Source organism: Pseudomonas sp. HMSC063H08 (assembly GCF_001813645.1).
GTDB lineage: Bacteria > Pseudomonadota > Gammaproteobacteria > Pseudomonadales > Pseudomonadaceae > Pseudomonas > Pseudomonas aeruginosa.
In genome coordinates this window covers 1-20,404 of record NZ_KV813359.1, presented here as the reverse complement: position 1 = coordinate 20,404, position 20,404 = coordinate 1, and the positions used below count along the sequence as shown (strand labels likewise).

The following is a 20,404-nucleotide window of genomic DNA, read 5'->3' as shown; positions in this document are numbered from 1 at the left end:
AGGCGGCCAGGGCCGCCTTCTTCGCCGGCGAGCGGGGCTCAGCCGATTTCGATCATCTCGAAGTCCAGCTTGCCGACGCCGCAGTCGGGGCACAGCCAGTCTTCAGGCACGTCTTCCCAGCGCGTTCCCGCCTCGATGCCTTCTTCCGGCCAGCCTTTGGCCTCGTCATAGATCAGTCCACACACCACGCATTGCCACTTCTTCATTGTTTACCTCGGGCGGGTTACCACGGTTCAGCGCCGGCAACCTATAACAAATCCACCCTGTCCGCCAACCTGCCCGAAAGGCAAGGTGGTGCCGAACGGGCCAACCAAAGATGGGTGGTGCCCACCGGTCGCCTCACAGCCCCTCGGCTCCGATCCGCGCCACCTGGGCGTCCTCTTCGGCGCGTACGCCGGAAACCCCGACCGCGCCGACCACCTGTCCGTCCACCAGGATCGGCACGCCGCCCTCCAGGGTGGCCTGCAGCAGCGGCACCGAGAGGAAGGCACTGCGTCCGCCGTTGATCATGTCCTCGTAGCGCTTCGTTTCCCGGCGCCCGAGGGCGGCGCTGCGGGCCTTTTCCGTCGCGATGTAGGCACCGATCGGCGCGCAGCCGTCGAGGCGCTCCAGCGCCAGCGGGTGGCCCCCGTCGTCGACCACCGCGATGCTCACCGCCCAGCCTTGGCGCTGTGCCTCCTCGCGGGCCGCGCCAAGGACGCGGGCGACCTCCTCGCGGCCGAGTACCGGCTTGCTGTGCATGGTTTCACTCTCCTCCGGGCAAGGCCTGGTCGAGCAGCTCGATCCAGTGGCGTACCGGGGTCCGTCCGGCCCCGTCGAGATGGGCCTGGCAACCGACGTTGGCCGTGGCGATGACATCCGGCGCGCCGCTTTCCAGGGCGTCCAGGCGGTTGTCGCGCAGACGCCGGGACAGCGCCGGCTGGGTCAGCGAGTAGGTGCCGGCGGAGCCGCAGCAGAGATGACCGTCGGCCACCTCGGTGAGATGGAAGCCCAGTCGCCGCAGCACCGCCTCCACGGCCCCGCCCAGTCGTTGCGCGTGCTGCAGTGTGCATGGGCAGTGGAATGCCAGGCGCTGGTCGCAGCGCAGGCCGAGGGATTCCAGCGGCTCGTCGCGAAGCACTTCCACCAGGTCGCGGGCAGCGGCGGCGACCTCGCGCGCCTTGTCCGCGTACCGTGGGTCGTCGCGCAGCAGGTAGGCGTAGTCCTTGACGAAGGCGCCGCAGCCGCTGGCGGTCTGCACGATGGCCTCGGCACCCTCGCGCAACAACGGCCACCAGGCGTCGATATTGCGCCGCGCGCGCTGGCGGCCGCGCTCCTGCGCATCCAGGTGGAAATCCAGCGCGCCGCAGCAGCCGGCCGCGGCCGCCGGCGTCACGCTGATTCCCAGGCGGTCCAGAACCCGCGCGGCGGCGGCGTTGGTGTTCGGCGACAGCGCCGGCTGCACGCAACCTTCGAGCAGCAGCACGCGCCGCGCATGCCGGGGCTGCGGCCGCCTGCCCGGCGCCGCGACCCGACGTGGCAGCTTGCCCTGCATCGCCTCAGGCAGCAGAGGCCTCAGCCGCCCGGCAGCGCCGGCCAGCGCGCCGAACAACCCCGGGCGCGGGGCCAGCAGGCGCAGCCCGTCGCGCAGCAGGCGTTGCCGGAAGCCGCGCGGCAGGCGTTCGGCGAGGAGGTCGCGGCCGATATCCAGCAGCTTGTGGTACTCGACTCCGGACGGGCAGGTGGTTTCGCAGTTGCGGCAGCTCAGGCAGCGATCGAGGTGCAGGCGGGTGCGCTCGCTGGCCTCGTCGCGCTCGAGGAACTGCTTGATCAGGTAGATCCGTCCGCGCGGGCCGTCGAGTTCGTCGCCCAGCTCCTGGTAGGTCGGGCAGGTGGCGTTGCAGAAACCGCAGTGCACGCAGCTGCGCAGGATGCGCTCGGCTTCGGCGGCCTCGGCGCGTTGCCGGGCGGAATCGCAGAGGTTGGTTTGCATCGCGCCTCCTCAGAGTTCGGCGTACATCCGCCCGGGATTGAAGATGCCCTGCGGGTCGAGCTGGCGTTTGAGTGCCCGGTGCAGACCGAGCAGTCCAGGCGGTAGCGGCTGGAACGGCGCATCGAGATGGCCGGCGCGGTAGCAGGTGGCGTGACCGCCATGGGCGGCGGCCCACGCGCGGATGTCCGCGGCCGGCGCGTCGCTCTTCAGCCAGCGCAGCGCCCCGCCCCAGTCCAGCAACTGACGACCGGGCAACGGCGTCTCCGGCGCCAGCGCCGGCAGCGACAGGCGCCAGAGCGGTCGCGGGTCGTCGAAGAACGGCAGGCGCTGCTCGCGCAGGTCGGCCCAGAAGCCGTCCTCGAGCGCTTCGCCACCGAGGCGGTCGCGCGCCGAGCGTACCGAGCCCTCGCCGCCCTCCAGGCGCAGGCGCAGGGCTTCGCCGTCGTGGCAGGCCGCACTGATCGGCAATGGCTGGCCTCCCCACTCGGCCAGCTTGCGCAACGCCGTCGCCACCGGCAGGTCCAGGCTCAGGCCGGCCTGGCAGCGCGGCATGGGCAGCACCTTGAAGGACACTTCGGTGACCACCCCGAGGCAACCGAAGCTGCCCGCCAGCAACCGCGACAGGTCGTAGCCGGCGACGTTCTTCATCACCTCGCCGCCGAAGCGCAGGTGGGTGCCCAGGCCACTGATCAGCCGCGTGCCGAGGACGAAATCGCGTACCGCTCCCGCCCAGGGCCGGCGCGGTCCGGACAGGCCGCTGGCGAGCACCCCGCCGACCGTCGCCCGGCCGCCGAAACCCGGCGCCTCGCAGGCAAGCATCTGCCCGCCGCGCGCCAGCACGGCCTGTAGCTCGTCCAGCGGCGTACCGGCACGGGCGGTGATCACCAGTTCGCAGGGATCGTAGGCGACGATCCCGCGGTGTTCGGCGAGCGCCAGCGGTTCGCCCGCGACCGGCCTGCCGAGGAACGCCTTGCTATCGCCGCCGACGATGCGCAGCGGGGCGCGCCGCGCCAGGGCGTCGCGGACCCGCTCGAGCAGCGCGCCGGCATGGTCGGCGCCAGCGTCCGGATCGAAATACGGCTGGCTCATCAGAAACGCTCCAGTTCGGGGAACGGCAGTCGACCGTGGTGGACGTGCATGGCGCCGAACTCGGCGCAGCGATGCAGGGTGGGCACGTTCTTGCCGGGATTGAGCAGCCCGGCCGGGTCGAACGCCGCCTTCACGGCGTGGAACAGGGTCAGCTCGTCGGCATTGAACTGAGCGCACATCTGGTTGATCTTCTCGCGGCCGACGCCATGTTCGCCGGTGATGCTGCCGCCTACCGCCACGCACAACTCGAGGATCCTGCCGCCCAGCGCTTCGGCGCGCTCCAGCTCGCCCGGCAGGTTGGCGTCGAAGAGGATCAGCGGGTGCATGTTGCCGTCGCCGGCGTGGAATACGTTGGCCACCCGCAGGCCGTATTCGCGCGAAAGCTCGGCGATGCCATGCAGCACCCGCGGCAGCTCGCGGCGCGGGATGCTGCCGTCCATGCAGTAGTAATCGGGGGAAATCCGCCCGACCGCCGGAAACGCATTCTTGCGCCCGGCCCAGAAGCGCTGGCGCTCGGCCTCGTCTTGGGCCTGTCGCACCGAGGTGGCGCCAGCCGCCTCGAACAGCTCGCGGACCCGCTCGCAATCCTCGTGCACGTCGGCTTCCACGCCATCCAGTTCGCAGAGCAGGATCGCCGCCGCATCGACCGGATAGCCGGCATGGATGAAGTCCTCGGCGGCGCGGATCGACAGGTTGTCCATCATTTCCAGCCCGGCCGGGACGATGCCGGCACCGATCAGGTCGGCCACCGCCCGCCCGGCGCTTTCCACATCGTCGAAGCTGGCCAGCAGGACCTTCGCCACCGGCGGGCGCGGCAACAGCCTGACGGTGACCTCCACCACCACGCCGAGCAGCCCTTCGGAGCCGGTGAACAGCGCTAGCAGGTCGAAGCCGGCGCTGTCCAGGGCGCTGGACCCCAGGCTCAGGCGCTCGCCTTCCAGGGTCACGATGTCCACCTGCAACAGGTTGTGCACGGTCAGGCCGTACTTCAGGCAATGCACGCCGCCGGCGTTCTCCGCGACGTTGCCGCCGATGGAGCAGGCGATCTGCGAGGACGGGTCCGGTGCGTAGTACAGACCATGAGGGGCAGCGGCCTGGGAGATCGCCAGGTTGCGCACGCCAGGCTGGACCCGGGCGAAACGACCCAGCGGATCGATCTCGAGGATCCGCCGGAAACGCGCCATCACCAGCAGCACGCCGTTCTCCAGCGGCAGCGCGCCGCCGGACAGGCCGGTGCCGGCACCGCGCGCCACGACCGGTACCTTCAGCCGATGGCAGAGGGCGAGCAGGCCCTGAACCTGTTCGATGCGTTCCGGCAATGCCACCAGCAACGGCGTGCAGCGATACGCCGAGAGTCCGTCGCACTCGTAGGGACGCAGGTCTTCCGCGGCGTGCAGTAGTTCGAGGTCGGGCAGGCGGAGGCGCAACTCGGCCAGCAGGCCATCCTTGTCCACCTGCGGCAGCGGACCGTCCAGACGCTCGTCGTAGAGGATGTTCATGGCGGCTGTCCTTGTTGTGGTTGTCGGCGGGATCAGCAAGCGTCCACAGCCTGTACCGCGCGGACGCCGGGGTCCAGCAGGCGTCTAACTGGTCCTACCAGTATCACCAGGAGCCATGGGCATGAGGCGCATGCTAGAAAGTCCCTGAGCTTCTATAGTGAGTAACGACAGCCAACTGGTCCTACCAGTGCAACGGGAGCTTCCATGCAGAAACAGCGGGTGGCCGACCAGGTCGCAGAGCGTATCGAGCGGCTGATCGTCGACGGCGTGCTCAAGGTCGGCCAGGCACTGCCGTCCGAGCGGCGCCTGGTGGCCAAGCTCGGCTGCTCGCGCTCGGCCCTGCGCGAGGGCCTGCGGGCGCTGCGCGGGCGCGGCATCATCGATACCGAGCATGGCCGTGGGTCGTTCGTCGCCGATCTCGACCGCAACGCCGACGCCAGCCCGCTGATGCACCTGTTCGGCTCCCAGCCGCGCACCCTCTACGACCTGCTCGAAGTCCGCGCCCTGCTGGAGGGCGAGGCGGCCCGCCTGGCAGCGCTACGCGGCACCGAGGCAGACTTCGTCCTGCTCGCCCGGCGCTACGAAGAGATGCTCGCCAGCCACGAGGAAACCCAGCCGATCGATCCCCGCGAGCACGCCCGCCGCGACCACGCGTTCCACCGGGCGATCAGCGAGGCATCGCACAATCCGGTGCTGGTGCATACCCTGCAATCGCTCAACGAACTGCTGCTGAGCACGGTGTTCGCCTCGGTGAACAACCTCTATCACCGGCCGCCGCAGAAACGCCAGATCGACCGCCAGCACGCGCGCCTCTACGCGGCCCTCCGCGAGCGCCAGCCGGACCAGGCGCAACGGGCGGCGCGCGAACATATCCACAGCATCCGCGACAACCTGCGGGAGATCGAGCAGGAAGAACAGCGCCTGGTCCGCGCCACCCTGCGCCTGAACGGCTGGGGGTGACGCGCCACCGCGTCGCAGACCGGCCGCCGACCGAACGTGCTACCCTCGCCGCCTTCTGCCGCCGTCTCGTAGTCCCGTCATGCCCAGCAATGCGCTCTGGCTTCGCGCCGACCAACTGTCCAGCGTCTCCCCCGCCGTCCTCGACTGGCTGTTCGACGAAGGGTCGCTGACCCGGCGCCTGACCGCCCTGGCCGACGGCGCGTTCCGCGTCGAACCCCTGCTGGAAGGCTGGCAGACCCTGCGCGACGACGAATGCCAGGGGCTCGACGTCCCTCCCGGCAGTAGCGGCTGGGTCCGCGAGGTCTACCTGCATGGCCACGACCGTCCCTGGGTGTTCGCCCGCAGCGTGGCGGCGCGCAGCGCCCTGGAAGGCTCGGGCTTCGACCTGGCGCTGCTCGGCACCCGCTCGCTGGGCGAGTTGCTGTTCAGCGACAGCGCCTTCGAGCGCGGGCCCATCGAAGTCTGCCGCTATCCGGCGGCCGGTCTGCCCGCCGAGGTCCGCGCCGAGGGTCTCTGGGGCCGTCGCTCACGGTTTTCCCGCGGCGCGCTCGGGGTGCTGGTGGCGGAGGTGTTCCTACCGCGCCTGTGGGACCAGGCGGGAATCGCCGACGTATAATCCCCCGGTCGACTCCGGAGGTCCCCATGTTCGTCACCCTGATCAAGCCGCTGGCCCGCCTGCACCCCCGCGCCTGGGACTTCGTCCAACTGGTGCGGCTGGACCGGCCGATCGGCATCTACCTGCTGCTCTGGCCGACCCTCTGGTCGCTGTGGATCGCCGCGGACGGCGTGCCGGAGCTGAAGAACCTGCTGATCTTCGTCCTCGGCGTCATCCTGATGCGCGCCGCCGGCTGCGTGATCAACGATTTCGCCGACCGCAATTTCGACGGCCATGTCGCACGCACCAAGGCGCGCCCGCTGGCCACCGGCAAGATCAGCGTGCGCGAGGCCTGGATCACCTTCGCCGTCCTGGTCGCGCTGAGCTTCGGCCTGGTCCTGCTGACCAACGCAACGACCGTCTGGCTGTCGTTCGGCGCGGTAGCCGTGGCCTCGCTCTACCCCTTCATGAAGCGCTACACCTACTATCCGCAGGTGGTGCTGGGCGCCGCCTATTCCTGGGGCATCCTGATGGCCTTCACCGCCGAGCGCGGTGAACTGCCGGCCAGCGCCTGGCTGCTGTTCCTGGCCAACGTGCTGTGGACGGTCGCCTATGACTCCTACTACGCGATGACCGACCGCGAGGACGACCTGAAGATCGGCATCAAGTCCACCGCAATCCTCTTCGGCGATGCCGACCGCCTGATCATCGGCAGCCTGCAGGGCCTGACCTTGCTCCTGCTGGCGCTGGCCGGCAACCGCTTCGAACTGGGCCTGTGCTTCTACCTCGGCCTGGCGGTGGCGGCGGCCTGCTTCGTCTGGGAAGCCTGGTCGACCCGCGACCGCGACCCGCAGGCCTGCTTCCGCGCCTTCCTGCACAACCACTGGGCTGGCCTGGCGATCTTCCTCGGCACGGTCGCCGACTACGCGCTGCGTTGAGCGGCGCGCAGGCCGGCGACCGTCTAGTCCATGTCCGGCTGGGCGACGTGCCAGGCGCCCATCTTGCCGTCACCGTTCTTGTCGCCAGGCTTCTTGTCCTGGATGAAGGTATAAAGGGGCTTGCCGTAGTAGGCCCACTGCTGGGTGCCGTCCTCGCGAGCGACCAGGCTCCAGTCGCCGCTGGCCTGCGCTCCCTGGGCCGCTGCCAGCGGCGGCCAGTTCTTCGCGCACTGCCCGGAACAGGCGGATTGCCCTTCGCTGTCCTTGTCGTAGGTATAGAGCGTCATGCCCTTGCCATCGACCAGCACGCCGTCCTTCTCGGTGGCCGGCGCCACCGTTTCCTGGGCCAGCGCGGCGAACGCCGGCAGGGCCAGCGCCAGACCCAGCGCCAGGTGGATTCTGTTCATCGCGTCTCTCTCCTGTGTCTTCAGGTGGAGCGTTCGCCGCCCGCAGGGACGGCACCGGAACCTGTTGAGCATAGCCCCGCCGCGGGCAGTCGGCGGAAACTACGCCGTTGTGTCACATACCTGACACAATTTCGTTATCTAATGCGGCGCAAGACAGATCGACCCGAGGCAAGACCATGGTTGGCAAGACAATCCTCATCGTTGATGACGAAGCACCGATTCGCGAGATGATCGCCGTGGCCCTGGAGATGGCCGGCTACGAGTGCCTGGAGGCGGAAAATACCCAGCAGGCGCACGCGGTGATCGTCGACCGCAAGCCGGACCTGATCCTGCTCGACTGGATGCTCCCCGGCACTTCCGGCATCGAACTGGCGCGACGCCTGAAGCGTGACGAACTGACCGTCGACATCCCGATCATCATGCTCACCGCCAAGGGCGAGGAGGACAACAAGATCCAGGGCCTGGAGGTCGGCGCCGACGACTACATCACCAAGCCGTTCTCGCCCCGCGAGCTGGTCGCCCGCCTGAAGGCCGTACTGCGCCGCACCGGGCCTGGCGACAGCGAGGCGCCGATCGAGGTTGGCGGCCTGCTGCTGGACCCGATCAGCCACCGCGTGACCATCGACGGCAAGCCGGCCGAGATGGGCCCCACCGAGTACCGCCTGCTGCAGTTCTTCATGACTCACCAGGAACGCGCCTATACCCGCGGCCAACTGCTGGACCAGGTCTGGGGCGGCAACGTCTATGTCGAGGAGCGCACCGTCGACGTGCATATCCGCCGCCTGCGCAAGGCGCTCGGCGAGGTCTACGAAAATCTGGTTCAGACTGTCCGCGGGACCGGCTATCGTTTCTCCACCAAGAGCTGACCCCGCGCCCGGCCGCCCGGCGGCCGGAGTCGTTTCCCCTGGACGGTCCGTGACGGACCGCCACTGGACAGGATGCAATCCGTCGTGAACCAAGACTGGCGTGGAGCGCTGATCCGCCACCTGCTTCTCGTGCTGGCCGCCAGCCTCGTGCTCGGCGTGGTCAGCGGCCATTACGGCTGGGCCCTGGCCCTCGGCCTGGCTCTCTACCTCGGCTGGACCCTCTGGCAGCTACTGCGCCTGCACCAGTGGCTGCGCAACCACCAGCCAGACGAGCCACCGCCGGACAGCTACGGCCTCTGGGGCGAAGTCTTCGACAATATCTACCACCTGCAACGCCGCAACCAGCGCGCCCGTGGCCGCCTGCAGGCGGTGATCGACCGGATCCAGGAGTCCACCGCGGCGCTGCGTGACGCGGTGATCATGCTCGACAGCGACGGCAATCTGGAATGGTGGAACCTCGCCGCGGAAAACCTGCTCGGCCTGAAGACCCCGCAGGACGGTGGCCAGCCGGTGAGCAACCTGATCCGCCATCCGCGCTTCAAGGAATACTTCGACCAGGAGGATTACCGCGAGCCGCTGGAAATCCCCTCGCCGATCAACGAGCGCCTGCGCCTGCAGTTCCACATCACCCTCTACGGCAACCGCGAGCACCTGATGCTGGTCCGCGACGTCACCCGCGTCCACCAGCTGGAGCAGATGCGCAAGGACTTCGTGGCCAACGTCTCCCACGAGCTGCGCACGCCGCTGACGGTGATCGCCGGCTACCTGGAGACCCTCCTCGACAACGTCGAGGATGTGAACCCGCGCTGGCTGCGCGCCCTGCAACAGATGCAGCAGCAGGCCGGACGCATGCAGAACCTGCTCAACGACCTGCTCCTGCTGGCCAAGCTGGAGGCCACCGAATACCCCGGCGACAACAAGCCGGTGGCGGTGGACGCTCTCCTCGCCAGCATCCGCAACGACGCCCAGGCCCTGTCCGCCGGGCGCAACCACCGCATCAGCCTGGACGCCACACCCGCGGTGCAGCTCAAGGGCAGCGAGGCGGAACTGCGCAGCGCCTTCTCCAACCTGGTATTCAACGCGGTGAAGTACACCCCCGACGAGGGCGAGATCCGCATCCGCTGGTGGGCCGACGAACAGGGCGCGCACCTGTCGGTGCAGGACACCGGTATCGGCGTCGATCCCAAGCACCTGCCGCGCCTGACCGAGCGCTTCTACCGGGTGGACTCCAGCCGCGCCTCCAACACCGGCGGCACCGGCCTCGGCCTGGCCATCGTCAAGCACGTGCTGATCCGCCACCGCGCGCGCCTGGAAATCAGCAGCGTGCCCGGCAAGGGCAGCACCTTCACCTGCCATTTCGCCCCGGCGCAGGTCGCCGAGGCCGAGCGCAAGGCGTCGAAGTGAGCCTCGTCGCGGTGCCGCGCCGCCGGCGTCGGCACGGCCAAGGCTTGCAAGCGACGACACAGCCCCTCATTCTTAAGGGCCTTTTGGCTACCGCACACCCCCATGGACCCTTCTCCTAGTACCAGCATCGCCACCTATTTCGCCGATGCCGGCCTGATCCTCTTTGCGCTTTTCCTCGTCCTGCTCAACGGCTTCTTCGTCGCCGCCGAGTTCGCCATGGTCAAGCTCCGCGCCACCCGCGTGGAAACCATCGCCAAGCAGCACGGCTGGCGCGGCGCCATCCTGCGCAAGGTACACAACCAGCTGGACGCCTACCTGTCCGCCTGCCAGCTGGGCATCACCCTGGCCTCCCTGGGCCTGGGCTGGGTCGGCGAGCCGGCCTTCGCCGAACTCCTGGAACCGCTGCTGGCGATGATCGGCGTGCATTCCGACGAACTGATCCGCGGGATCTCCTTCTTCACCGCGTTCTTCATCATTTCCTACCTGCACATCGTGGTCGGCGAGCTGGCGCCCAAGTCCTGGGCGATCCGCAAGCCGGAACTGCTGTCGCTGTGGACGGCGGTGCCGCTGTACCTCTTCTACTGGCTGATGTACCCGGCGATCTGGCTGCTCAACGCCAGCGCCAACGCCATCCTCAAGATCGCCGGCCAGGGCGAGCCCGGCCCGCACCACGAGCATCACTACAGCCGCGACGAACTGAAGCTGATCCTCCACTCCAGCCGCGCCCAGGACCCCAGCGACCAGGGCATGCGCGTGCTGGCCTCGGCGGTGGAGCTGGGCGAGCTGGAGGTGGTCGACTGGGCCAACTCCCGCGAAGACCTGGTCTACCTCGAGCACGATGCGCCGCTGGCGGACATCCTCGCGGTGATCCGCCGCCACAAGTACAGCCGCTACCCGGTCTGGGACAGCCACAAGGGCGAGTTCATCGGCCTGCTGCACATCAAGGACCTGCTGCTGGCACTGTCCGCCCTGGACAGCCTGCCGGAGACCTTCGACCTCGACGAACTGGTGCGCCCGCTGGAGATCGTCACCAAGCACACCCCGCTGTCGCGCCTGCTGGAGCAGTTCCGCAAGGGCGGCGCGCACTTCGCCGTGGTGGAAGAGGCCGATCACAAGGTGGTCGGCTTCCTGACCATGGAGGACGTGCTGGAAGTGCTGGTCGGCGACATCCAGGACGAACACCGCAAGACCGAGCGCGGCATCCTCGCCTACCAGCCGGGCAAGCTGCTGGTGCGCGGCGACACACCGCTGTTCAAGCTCGAGCGCCTGCTCGGCATCGACCTCGATCATGTCGAGGCGGACACTCTCGCCGGGCTGGTCTACGACACCCTGAAGCGGGTGCCGGAGGAAGAGGAAGTCCTCGACACCGAGGGCCTGCGGATCATCGTGAAGAAGATGCGCGGTCCGAAGATCGTCCTGGCCAAGGTGGTCAAGCTCGACTGAGACGAGCCGGCGCCGCCACGGCGCCGGTGACTTTTCAAGGCTCGCGGACGATAGCGAAGTTCGGCAGGCTGTCGACCGGCTGGGCGAAGTCGTAGGGAATCGACTCCAGCGCCAGGCCGACGTTGCGCTGGATCACGAAGTGCAGGTGCGGCCCGCTGCTGTTGCCGGTGTTGCCGGAGCGCGCCAGCGGCGTGCCGACCTGGACCCGCTGGCCCTCGGCGACCAGCACCGAATGGCGCATCAGGTGCAGGTAGACGCCCATGGTGCCGTCGTCGTGCAGGATGCGGACGAAGTTGCCCGAGGGATTGTTGCCGCGCCCGCTCTGGTTGTTCTCGATCTTCACCACGGTGCCGCCGCGGGCGGCGATGATCGGCGTGCCCTCGGGCATGGCGATGTCCATCGCGTAGCGGCCCTTGGGGGTGAAGTGGCTGTACTTGCCATTGGCGCCCTGGGACAGGCGGAACGGCCCGCCGCGCCAGGGCAGCGGATAGCGATAGAGCAGCGGCTGCTGGCGCGGGTCGCCGAGCGCATAGCGCAGCTTCGGCGTGTAGCTCATCGGCTTGCCGGCCTTGCGCGGCGCCAGGGTCGCCAGGCGCACCTGGCTGCGCGCCGGGACCACCCAGCGAATCGGCCCGTCGGGCACCCCAACGGCATTGCGCGGGTTGCGGATCCGCAACTCGACCTCGACCGGCGCGTAGAGGTCGTTGCGCACCTGCAGGGTCTCGCCACCCGCGTGCTTCTTCGTCTCCAGCTTCACTTCCCGTTCCAGGTGCTCGACCATCCGGTCGCGGAAGACGAACACCTGCGCCCCGGCCACGGCGCGGTCGGAGTAGGTCACCACGCCATTGGCGTCGGTGTACTTGTAGATGGTCAGGGCCGCAGCCGGAGCTGCCGCGGCGAACAGGCCACAGAGAAGGAGAAGGCGCCCTAGCATGACTGCACGGATCGTGTCGTTCTGGTTATCCCGAATCGGCAAGACTAGCAGCGCTTTATTGCCAGGGCGAGACGACAGCGAGCGGGCTGTGAACGGATCGTCGGGAAAAAACCCGCTCAGGCGCCGGGAACGTAGTGCTTCTGGGTACTTCCGCGGGCGATCAGGCGCGACAGGTAGTCGAGCTTCTGCGGGTCGCGGTCGACGAAACGCAGGGTCAGCAGCAGCCAATCGCTATCCGGCTTCGGCTCCAGCGCGGCGATGGCGTGCAGGTAGCCGTTCAGGCGCGCCACGTCGCTGTTTTCCTCGAGGTCCAGCACCGCGCTTTCCAGCACCTGCGGCAACGGGTCGGCGCGCTTCACCACCAGTTGCGCTTCCTTCAGACTGACCGCCTTGATCACGCAGGGCATGCTGCTCTGCGGCAGGCGCAATTGCGCCTGGCCCAGCGGGTTGCCGCTGCCGGCGGGACGCGCGCTGGCCTGGGGAGCCGAAGCCGGCTTCGGCGCGGGAGCCGGTTTTGCCGGACTGGCGGCGGGCTTGATCACCTCGGCGCGACCGCCGGTCAGGGCGGCCAGCGAATCGTTGGCCATGCCGCTGGCGATCTCCCGGCGCGGCGCGTGGGCCGCCAGGGCTTCCAGCTTGCCGCTGCGGCTCAGGGCCTTCTTGATCTTGGCCACCAGCTGGTCATTGGAGAATGGCTTGCCGATGTAGTCCGACACCCCGGCCTGGATCGCCTGGACCACGTTCTCCTTGTCGCCGCGACTGGTGACCATGATGAACGGGGTAGTCTTGAGGTTTTCCTGGGCACGGCACCAGGTCAGCAGTTCGAGGCCGGACATCTCCGGCATCTCCCAGTCGCAGAGGATCAGGTCGACGTTCTGCCGACTGAGCAGTTGCTGGGCCTTGCGGCCGTTCACGGCCTCCTCGATATGAAGGCCGGGGAAGTTGTCGCGCAACCCTTTCTTCATCAGATCTCGGATGAAGGGGGCGTCATCCACCACTAGCGCGCTGACTTTGCTCATCGACTTCTCCTGGACAGGTTCGCCTAGGATAGCCTCCCCTGCTGGCAGGATGCCAAGCCTTGCTGCAGTCGCGCGAAGAAACAAGGCTCCAGGTCAAGGGAGCCTTGCCTGCGGAAGATCACTCGCCGCGGTTGTTCTCGACCTCTTCCTTCATGCGGGTCAGACCGATGTGACGAACGTCGGTGCCGCGAACCAGGTAGATCACCAGCTCGGCGATGTTGCGCGCATGGTCGCCGATGCGCTCCAGCGAGCGCAGGGCCCAGATGATGTTGAGCACGCGGGATATCGCCCGCGGGTCTTCCATCATGTAGGTGACCAGCTCGCGCAGGGCGGTCTTGTATTCGCGATCGACGGTCTTGTCGTACTGCGCCACGGACAGCGCCAGGTCGGCATCGAAGCGGGCGAAGGCGTCCAGTGCCTCCTGCACCATCTTCTGTACCTGGCTGCCGATGTGCCGAACCTCGACGTAGCCGCGCGGCGACTCGCCTTCCTCGCACAGCTGGATGGCGCGGCGGGCGACCTTGGAGGCCTCGTCGCCGATCCGCTCGAGGTCGATCACCGACTTCGAGATGCTGATGATCAGGCGCAGGTCGGAGGCCGCCGGCTGACGCCGGGCGAGGATACGCACGCACTCCTCGTCGATGTTGCGCTCCATCTGGTTGATCTGGTCGTCGATCTCGCGGACCTGCTGGGCGAGGCCGGAGTCGGCGTCGATCAGCGCGTTGACCGCGTCGTTGACCTGCTTTTCCACCAGCCCGCCCATGGCCAGGAGGTGGCTGCGCACATCCTCCAGCTCGGCGTTGAACTGCTGGGAGATGTGATGGGTGAGACTGTCTTTGTTGATCATGTGGGGAATCCTTCTGAAGCCGCTGCGACCGGTGACATCAACGAGCTACGGAGAGCGCCGGAGGCAGCGGTATCGCCGCGCCTCCGGACGCGCCGCTAGCCGTAGCGGCCGGTGATGTAGTCTTCGGTCTGCTTCTTCGCCGGGTTGGTGAACAGCGTATCGGTGTCGCCGAACTCGATCAGCTTGCCCATGTACATGAACGCCGTATAGTCGGAAACCCGCGCGGCCTGCTGCATGTTGTGGGTAACGATGACGATGGTGAACTTCGACTTCAACTCGTAGATCAGCTCTTCGATCTTCAGCGTGGAGATCGGGTCCAGCGCCGAGCACGGCTCGTCGAGCAGCAGCACTTCCGGTTCCACCGCGATGGTCCGGGCGATCACAAGGCGCTGCTGCTGGCCACCGGACAGGCCGAGGGCGGACTCGTGCAGGCGATCCTTCACCTCCTCCCACAGCGCAGCCCCCTTCAGCGCCCACTCGACGGCCTCGTCAAGTACGCGCTTCTTGTTGATGCCCTGGATACGCAGGCCGTAGACCACGTTCTCGTAGATGCTCTTGGGGAACGGGTTGGGCTTCTGGAACACCATGCCGACGCGACGGCGCAGCTCGGCGACGTCGACGCCCTTGGCGAAGATGTTGTGGCCATCGAGGCGGATCTCGCCTTCGACGCGGCAGCCGTCCACCAGGTCGTTCATCCGGTTGAAGCAGCGCAGCAGGGTCGACTTGCCGCAGCCGGACGGGCCGATGAAGGCGGTCACGCGCTGCTTCGGAATGTTCATCCGGACGTCGAACAGGGCCTGCTTGGCGCCGTAGAACAGGTTCAGCCCGGGCACTTCCAGTTCGACACTTTCGGAAGCCAGGTCGAGGCTCTGGCGGTCGCGGCCGAGCGCATCGAAGTTGATGCCGTGGCTGGCGGTCTCGTTTTGCATGGGAAGCTCCCTCAATCAGTTTTCCAGGGCCTTGTACTTCTCGCGCAGGCGATTGCGGATCGCGATGGCGGAGAAGTTCAGCAGGGCGATCACCACGACCAGCAGCAACGCCGTAGCGTATACCAGCGGCCGTGCGGCCTCGACGTTGGGGCTCTGGAAACCGACGTCGTAGATATGGAAACCGAGGTGCATGATCTTCTGGTCGAGATGCACGTACGGATAGTTACCGTCGACCGGCAGCGACGGTGCCAGTTTCACCACGCCGACCAGCATCAGCGGCGCCACTTCGCCGGCGGCACGAGCCACGGCGAGGATCAGGCCGGTCATCATCGCCGGGCTGGCCATCGGCAGGACGATCTTCCACAGCGTTTCCGCCTTGGTCGCGCCGAGCGCCAGGGAGCCTTCGCGGACCGCGCGCGGAATCCGCGCCAGGCCTTCCTCGGTGGCGACGATCACCACCGGCACGGCGAGGATCGCCAGGGTCAGCGAGGCCCAGAACAGTCCGGGGGTACCGAAGGTCGGCGCCGGCAGGGCCTCGGGGAAGAACAGCCGGTCGATGGAACCGCCCAGCACGTAGACGAAGAAGCCCAGGCCGAACACGCCGTAGACGATCGCCGGTACGCCGGCGAGGTTGTTCACGGCGATGCGGATCACCCGGGTCAGCGGCCCCTGCTTGGCGTACTCGCGCAGGTAGACCGCAGCGATCACGCCGAACGGGGTGACGATCAGCGCCATCACCAGGGTCATCATCACGGTGCCGAAGATCGCCGGGAAGATACCGCCCTCGGTATTGGCCTCGCGCGGATCGTCGCTGAGGAACTCCCAGAGCTTCTTGAAGTACACCGTCATCTTGGTGCCCAGGCCCATGGCGTTGGGCTGGTAGGCATGCACCAGCTTGCCAAGGGTGATTTCGCTCTCGCGGCCGCTGGCGTCGCGCATTACCACGCTGTCGCGGTTGAACTCCTGGTGCAGGCCGTTGAGCTGCTCTTCCAGGACCTTGTAGCGCGCCTGCAACTCGCTGCGCTCGGCGGCCAGGTCGGCCTGGGCGGCGGCGTCCAGCTTGCCGTCCAACTGCAACTTGCGCTCTTTCAGGCGCAGGCGCTCGAGACCGTGGTTGATCCCGCCGATGTCGCCCTTCTCCAGCTTGTAGAGCTTGGCGTAGAGGTCATCCACCCGCTGCATGCGCTTCTGCAGTTCGCCTACCGCGGCGTCGCCTTCGGCGACCACCTGGCCGTTCTCCTTGACGCTCAGCAGGTAGCCGTAGAAGTTGCCCCACTCGCGGCGTTCGAGAACCATCAGCGCTTCGGGACGCTTGATGTCCTGCAGCCACTCGCCGACGACCCAGGAGAAATCGCTGCCGTAAAGCTCGCGGTTGCCCAGCTTGAGCAGCTCGCGGGTCATGAATTCGGGGCCGGCCTCCGGGACCGGCATGCCGGCGCTGCGCAGGCGCGCGCGCGGCACTTCCTCGGCCTGGACCACCTCGCCGATCACGGTCTTGGCGGCTTCGCCAGGGATCTGGTAAGTCGCCTCGATGACGTTCGCCGGCCAGAAGTGGCCGAGGCCGCGTACCGCGATCACCGCCAGCAGGCCGATGGTCATGATCACCGCGATCGACACCGCGCCGGCGTTCATCCACACCCAGGGCGAGCCGCTGCCGAACCAGGCTTTGACGGTTTCCTGTTTCTGTTTCACAGAGCTATACCTCCGCCGCTTACAACGACGCGTATTTCTTGCGCAGACGCTGACGGATCAGCTCTGCCAGGGTGTTCATCACGAAGGTGAACGTCAGCAGTACCAGCGCCGAGAGGAACAGCACGCGGTAGTGGCTGCCGCCGACCTCCGACTCGGGCATCTCCACCGCGACGTTGGCCGCCAGGGTGCGCATGCCTTCGAAGATGTTCAGTTCCATCACCGGGGTATTGCCGGTCGCCATCAGCACGATCATGGTCTCGCCGACGGCGCGGCCCATGCCGATCATCAGCGCCGAGAAGATGCCTGGGCTGGCGGTCAGGATCACCACGCGGGTCAGCGTCTGCCAGGGCGTGGCGCCCAGGGCCAGGGAGCCGTAGGTAAGGCTGCGCGGCACGCTGAAGATGGCGTCCTCGGCGATCGAGAAGATATTCGGGATCACCGCGAAGCCCATTGCCAGCCCGACGATCAGGGCATTGCGCTGGTCGTAGGTGATGCCCAGGTCGTGGCTCAGCCAGAGGCGCATGTCGCCGCCGAAGAAGGTGGTCTCCAGGTGCGGGCTCAGCCACAGGGCGAAGGCGCCGACGGCGAGCACCACCGGGATCAGCAGCGCGGCTTCCCAGCCGGCCGGCAGGCTCAGGCGGATACGCTCGGGCAGGCGGCTCCAGAGCAGGCCGGCGAGAAGGATGCCCAGCGGCGTCAGCAACAGCAGGCTGAACACCCCCGGCAGGTGGCCTTCGACGTAGGGCGCCAGGAACAGGCCGGCGAAGAAGCCGAGGATCACCGTCGGCAGCGCCTCCATCAGCTCGATCACCGGCTTGACCTTGCGGCGCATCGCCGGAGCCATGAAATAGGCGGTGTAGACGGCGGCCGCGATGGCCAGCGGAGCTGCCAGGATCATCGCGTAGAAGGCGGCCTTGAGCGTGCCGAAGGTCAGCGGCGAGAGGCTCAGCTTCGGTTCGAAGTCGGTGGTCGCGGCGGTGGACTGCCAGACGTAGGCCGGCTTGTCGTAGCTCTCGTACCAGACCTTGCCCCAGAGCGCGCTCCAGGAGATTTCCGGGTGCGGGTTGCTCAGGGCGAAGCGGTGGATCTTGCCACCCTGCTCCAGCAGCAGGCGGTTGGCCCGCGGCGACAGGGTGATGACCCCGGAAGAGTCGGCGACCGGCTGGACCAGCAGGGTACGGTGCGCCGTGCTGTGGAAGACGCCGAGGTTGCCCTTCTCGTCCAGGGCGATGAAGCCCTTGCGCCGTTGTTCCGGAGCGATGGCGCTGATCGGCGCGCCATCCAGGTTGAAGTCGCGAACGTGCGACAGGCGCGGTTCGCCGTCGGTATCGCGAGCCATGAACCACTGGGCGATGCCACCCTTGGAATCGCCCACCAGCAGCGAGATGCCGCCCAGCAGCTGGGTGCTCGCGGTGACCTCGGCGTTGGGGTCTTCCAGCAGCTTGTAGCGACCGTTCAACTGGCGGCTGTGCAGGTCGAACACATCGGCGGTGGCACGTCCGTTGATCACGTACAGCCACTGCTTGCGCGGGTCGAGGTAGATGGCTTTCACCGGTTCGGCGATCTGCGGGAGTTCGATGCGCTCCTCGTCCAGCGTGCTTTCGCCGGTCAGCATGTTCTCTTCGCGAGTCATGCTCAACAGCAGCAGTTGCTTGTCGACGGAGCCAGCCAGCAGCAGGCTGTCGTCGCCGGCATTGATGCTCACATGCTCCAGCGGGCGGCCCTGCGGATCGAGACCGATCGGGGTCTCGCCGTAGGGGAAGGCGATCTCCGGGGTGATGGTCTTCTTGTTGTCCGGGTAGGTGACCTTGTAGGTGTGCTGGAACACCAGCACCTGTCCGTTGGACAGGCCCAGGGCGACCGTCGGGCTGCCCGGCTGGTCCTGGGCGATCGAGCGGATCTCGCTGCCCGCCGGAAGCGGCAGAGCGACACGCTTCAGTTCGACACCGGTCTTGGCGTTGAAGAAGAGGATCTCGCCCTGGCCGCCAACGCGCATGGCCACCTGGTTCTGCTCCTCGATGCTGAGCAGCAGGGGCACCTGCGCCTGCTGCATCCAGGCCGGAGTCAGCGCTTCGCGGGTCTCCAGGTCGGCGCCGCGGAACAGCGGGAGCACGACGTATGCCAGGTAGAAGAAGATCAGGGTGATCGCCGCCAGCACGGCCAGGCCGCCGACCAGCACGTACCAGCGGGTCAGGCGGTCCTTGAGGGCACGGATGCGGCGCTTGCGTTGCAGGGCTGGCGTATTGAAGTCAATCCGCTCGGGAGCAAGGGAGGAGTTCATCGGGGAGTTGGCCATGTCGTTCATGGGGTGACACCCTAAAGGCTCTGTATGACAGACAGATGACAGCAACATGACGCAACAAAGCCCGCCAGCAGAGCCTCGCTGGCGGGAAAGGCCGGCGGGTCCTAGCGCCCGCCGGCAGAGCCTTCATGCCTGGACGGCCCATCGCTGGGCCATCCGCTCAAGTCACTGGATTACAGGCCCAGTTCCTTGATCGCCTTCTCGGCCACCTTGGCCGGCAGCGGGATGTAGCCGTCCTTGACCACGACCTGCTGGCCGGTCTTGGACAGAACCAGCTTGAGGAACTGAGCCTCCAGCGGATCCAGCGGCTTGTTCGGCGCCTTGTTCACGTAGACGTAGAGGAAGCGCGACAGCGGGTAGGTGCCGTTCAGGGCGTTCTGCTCGTTGTCCTCGACGAAGGCAGCGCCTTCCTTCTTGGCCAGGGCCACGGTCTTCACGCTGGCGGTCTTGTAGCCGATACCGGAGTAGCCGATGCCGTTCAGCGACTGGCTGACCGACTGCACCACGGAAGCCGAACCCGGCTGCTCGTTGACGTTCGGACGGAAGTCGCCTTTGCACAGGGCTTCTTCCTTGAAGTAGCCGTAGGTGCCGGAAACCGAGTTGCGGCCGAACAGTTGCACCGGCTTCTTCGCCCAGTCACCGGTCAGGCCCAGGTCGCCCCAGGTCTTCACGTCCTGCTTGCTGCCGCACAGGCGGGTAGCGGAGAAGATCGCATCGACCTGCTGCATGGTCAGGCCTTTGATCGGGTTGTCCTTGTGCACGAAGATCGCCAGGGCGTCGACAGCGACCGGGACGGCGGTCGGCTTATAGCCGTACTTCTGCTCGAAAGCCTGCAGCTCGACGTCCTTCATCTTGCGGCTCATCGGGCCCAGGTTGGCGGTGCCTTCGGTCAGGGCCGGCGGCGCGGTAGAAGAGCCGGCAGCCTGGATCTGGATGTTCACGTTCGGATAGAGGCGCTTGTACTCCTCGGCCCACATGGTCATCAGGTTGGCCAGAGTGTCGGAGCCGACGCTCGACAGGTTGCCCGACACACCGCTGGCTTTCTGATATTCCGGCAGCGCCGGGTCGATCGCGGCTACCGCGGAAGCGGCGCCTACGCCTGCGGCGACGAACGTCAGGGCCGCCATCAAACGCTTGAGTTTCATGCCTTGCTCCTTGGACAGGATGGGGTTGGATGGAACGGGGGCCAGTATCGTCAGGCCGCATGAAGACTCTATGAAAGGAATGTGACAGTTGGATGAAATGCCATCAGCCTTCCGACATTTTTCCGCAAGCCTTGGGAGAAGCCCTGCCACACCCCTAAAAGCCTGGAAACACAAGGGCTCCAGCCTTTCACGGAGGGGCCCGGGAGGCCCTCTGGAGCGCGTTTTCGATCCGCCTGGGGGAGGTAGCCGTCCATCCGTTTCATGCAGGATGGGTAGTTTCCAGGGCAATTGTGACAGTCGCCGCCGGCATTCGCAGTCGAGAAAAGAAGCGAGGAAGCACGCCTTTTTCCGCGCGCAAAAGCA

19 protein-coding genes are annotated in these 20,404 nt (G+C 67.1%); 6 read left to right on the top strand and 13 right to left on the bottom strand.

Annotated features, from left to right (window positions below; all coding sequences use genetic code 11):
- Window positions 1-38 precede the first annotated feature (38 nt).
- The 5 genes from HMPREF2924_RS04625 to glcD all read right to left on the bottom strand — a co-directional run bounded on the left by HMPREF2924_RS04625 (window position 39) and on the right by glcD (window position 4,560).
- On the bottom strand, window positions 39-206 hold the full coding sequence (locus HMPREF2924_RS04625; RefSeq protein WP_003098330.1) for a rubredoxin: 168 nt from the start codon (window positions 204-206) through the stop codon (window positions 39-41).
- Window positions 207-339: 133 nt separating this feature from the next.
- Window positions 340-741 (bottom strand): heme-binding protein, encoded by a 402-nt coding sequence (locus HMPREF2924_RS04620; RefSeq protein WP_003096637.1) that lies wholly within the window; start codon window positions 739-741, stop codon window positions 340-342.
- Window positions 742-745: 4 nt separating this feature from the next.
- Complete coding sequence (glcF, locus tag HMPREF2924_RS04615; protein ID WP_003136271.1) at window positions 746-1,972, bottom strand: glycolate oxidase subunit GlcF; 1,227 nt, start codon at window positions 1,970-1,972, stop codon at window positions 746-748.
- A 9-nt stretch (window positions 1,973-1,981) separates the two neighbouring features.
- Window positions 1,982-3,061, bottom strand: coding sequence for a glycolate oxidase subunit GlcE (gene glcE, locus HMPREF2924_RS04610; RefSeq protein ID WP_003136272.1), 1,080 nt, complete (start codon window positions 3,059-3,061; stop codon window positions 1,982-1,984).
- On the bottom strand, window positions 3,061-4,560 hold the full coding sequence (glcD, locus tag HMPREF2924_RS04605; RefSeq protein ID WP_003136273.1) for a glycolate oxidase subunit GlcD: 1,500 nt from the start codon (window positions 4,558-4,560) through the stop codon (window positions 3,061-3,063). Before glcD ends, glcE begins: the two co-directional genes overlap by 1 nt.
- Before the next feature lie 204 nt (window positions 4,561-4,764).
- Here glcD and glcC point away from each other — a divergent pair, with 204 nt between their 5' ends.
- The 3 genes from glcC to ubiA all read left to right on the top strand — a co-directional run bounded on the left by glcC (window position 4,765) and on the right by ubiA (window position 7,053).
- Window positions 4,765-5,520 carry a transcriptional regulator GlcC gene (gene glcC / locus HMPREF2924_RS04600; protein ID WP_003096643.1) on the top strand — a complete coding sequence of 252 codons (756 nt, stop codon included), beginning with the start codon at window positions 4,765-4,767 and terminating at the stop codon, window positions 5,518-5,520.
- Between the two features lie 79 nt (window positions 5,521-5,599).
- Entirely contained in the window at window positions 5,600-6,136 is a 537-nt protein-coding gene (locus tag HMPREF2924_RS04595) for a chorismate lyase (protein ID WP_003136282.1), read from the top strand.
- Window positions 6,137-6,162: 26 nt separating this feature from the next.
- Window positions 6,163-7,053, top strand: coding sequence for a 4-hydroxybenzoate octaprenyltransferase (gene ubiA, locus HMPREF2924_RS04590; RefSeq protein WP_003096650.1), 891 nt, complete (start codon window positions 6,163-6,165; stop codon window positions 7,051-7,053).
- A 23-nt stretch (window positions 7,054-7,076) separates the two neighbouring features.
- Here the strand turns inward: ubiA and HMPREF2924_RS04585 are convergent, their stop codons facing one another.
- Window positions 7,077-7,460 carry a COG4315 family predicted lipoprotein gene (locus tag HMPREF2924_RS04585; RefSeq protein ID WP_003096652.1) on the bottom strand — a complete coding sequence of 128 codons (384 nt, stop codon included), beginning with the start codon at window positions 7,458-7,460 and terminating at the stop codon, window positions 7,077-7,079.
- 176 nt (window positions 7,461-7,636) lie between these two features.
- On the opposite strand from HMPREF2924_RS04585, the gene phoB reads away from it, so the two are divergent.
- The 3 genes from phoB to HMPREF2924_RS04570 all read left to right on the top strand — a co-directional run bounded on the left by phoB (window position 7,637) and on the right by HMPREF2924_RS04570 (window position 11,173).
- Complete coding sequence (gene phoB / locus HMPREF2924_RS04580; RefSeq protein ID WP_003096653.1) at window positions 7,637-8,326, top strand: phosphate regulon transcriptional regulator PhoB; 690 nt, start codon at window positions 7,637-7,639, stop codon at window positions 8,324-8,326.
- A 72-nt stretch (window positions 8,327-8,398) separates the two neighbouring features.
- Window positions 8,399-9,730: a phosphate regulon sensor histidine kinase PhoR gene (gene phoR, locus HMPREF2924_RS04575; RefSeq protein WP_003136283.1), complete on the top strand. Its 1,332-nt coding sequence runs from the start codon at window positions 8,399-8,401 to the stop codon at window positions 9,728-9,730.
- A 102-nt stretch (window positions 9,731-9,832) separates the two neighbouring features.
- Window positions 9,833-11,173, top strand: a complete 1,341-nt coding sequence (locus HMPREF2924_RS04570) for a hemolysin family protein (protein WP_003096655.1) — start codon at window positions 9,833-9,835, stop codon at window positions 11,171-11,173.
- A 34-nt stretch (window positions 11,174-11,207) separates the two neighbouring features.
- On the opposite strand, the gene HMPREF2924_RS04565 is transcribed toward HMPREF2924_RS04570, so the two are convergent.
- From HMPREF2924_RS04565 to pstS, 7 genes are all read right to left on the bottom strand, one after another.
- Window positions 11,208-12,107, bottom strand: coding sequence for a peptidoglycan DD-metalloendopeptidase family protein (locus tag HMPREF2924_RS04565; protein ID WP_003096656.1), 900 nt, complete (start codon window positions 12,105-12,107; stop codon window positions 11,208-11,210).
- A 116-nt stretch (window positions 12,108-12,223) separates the two neighbouring features.
- Window positions 12,224-13,126, bottom strand: a complete 903-nt coding sequence (locus HMPREF2924_RS04560) for a response regulator (RefSeq protein ID WP_003096657.1) — start codon at window positions 13,124-13,126, stop codon at window positions 12,224-12,226.
- Between the two features lie 118 nt (window positions 13,127-13,244).
- Window positions 13,245-13,973 (bottom strand): phosphate signaling complex protein PhoU, encoded by a 729-nt coding sequence (phoU, locus tag HMPREF2924_RS04555; RefSeq protein WP_003096661.1) that lies wholly within the window; start codon window positions 13,971-13,973, stop codon window positions 13,245-13,247.
- A 95-nt stretch (window positions 13,974-14,068) separates the two neighbouring features.
- A complete protein-coding gene (gene pstB, locus HMPREF2924_RS04550; RefSeq protein ID WP_003096663.1) occupies window positions 14,069-14,902 on the bottom strand; it encodes a phosphate ABC transporter ATP-binding protein PstB in 834 nt (277 codons plus the stop codon).
- A 15-nt stretch (window positions 14,903-14,917) separates the two neighbouring features.
- Window positions 14,918-16,594, bottom strand: coding sequence for a phosphate ABC transporter permease PstA (gene pstA / locus HMPREF2924_RS04545; protein WP_003096667.1), 1,677 nt, complete (start codon window positions 16,592-16,594; stop codon window positions 14,918-14,920).
- Between the two features lie 19 nt (window positions 16,595-16,613).
- A complete protein-coding gene (locus HMPREF2924_RS04540; RefSeq protein WP_003123734.1) occupies window positions 16,614-18,647 on the bottom strand; it encodes an ABC transporter permease subunit in 2,034 nt (677 codons plus the stop codon).
- 422 nt (window positions 18,648-19,069) lie between these two features.
- Entirely contained in the window at window positions 19,070-20,041 is a 972-nt protein-coding gene (gene pstS / locus HMPREF2924_RS04535) for a phosphate ABC transporter substrate-binding protein PstS (protein ID WP_003096673.1), read from the bottom strand.
- Between the last annotated feature and the right edge of the window lie 363 nt (window positions 20,042-20,404).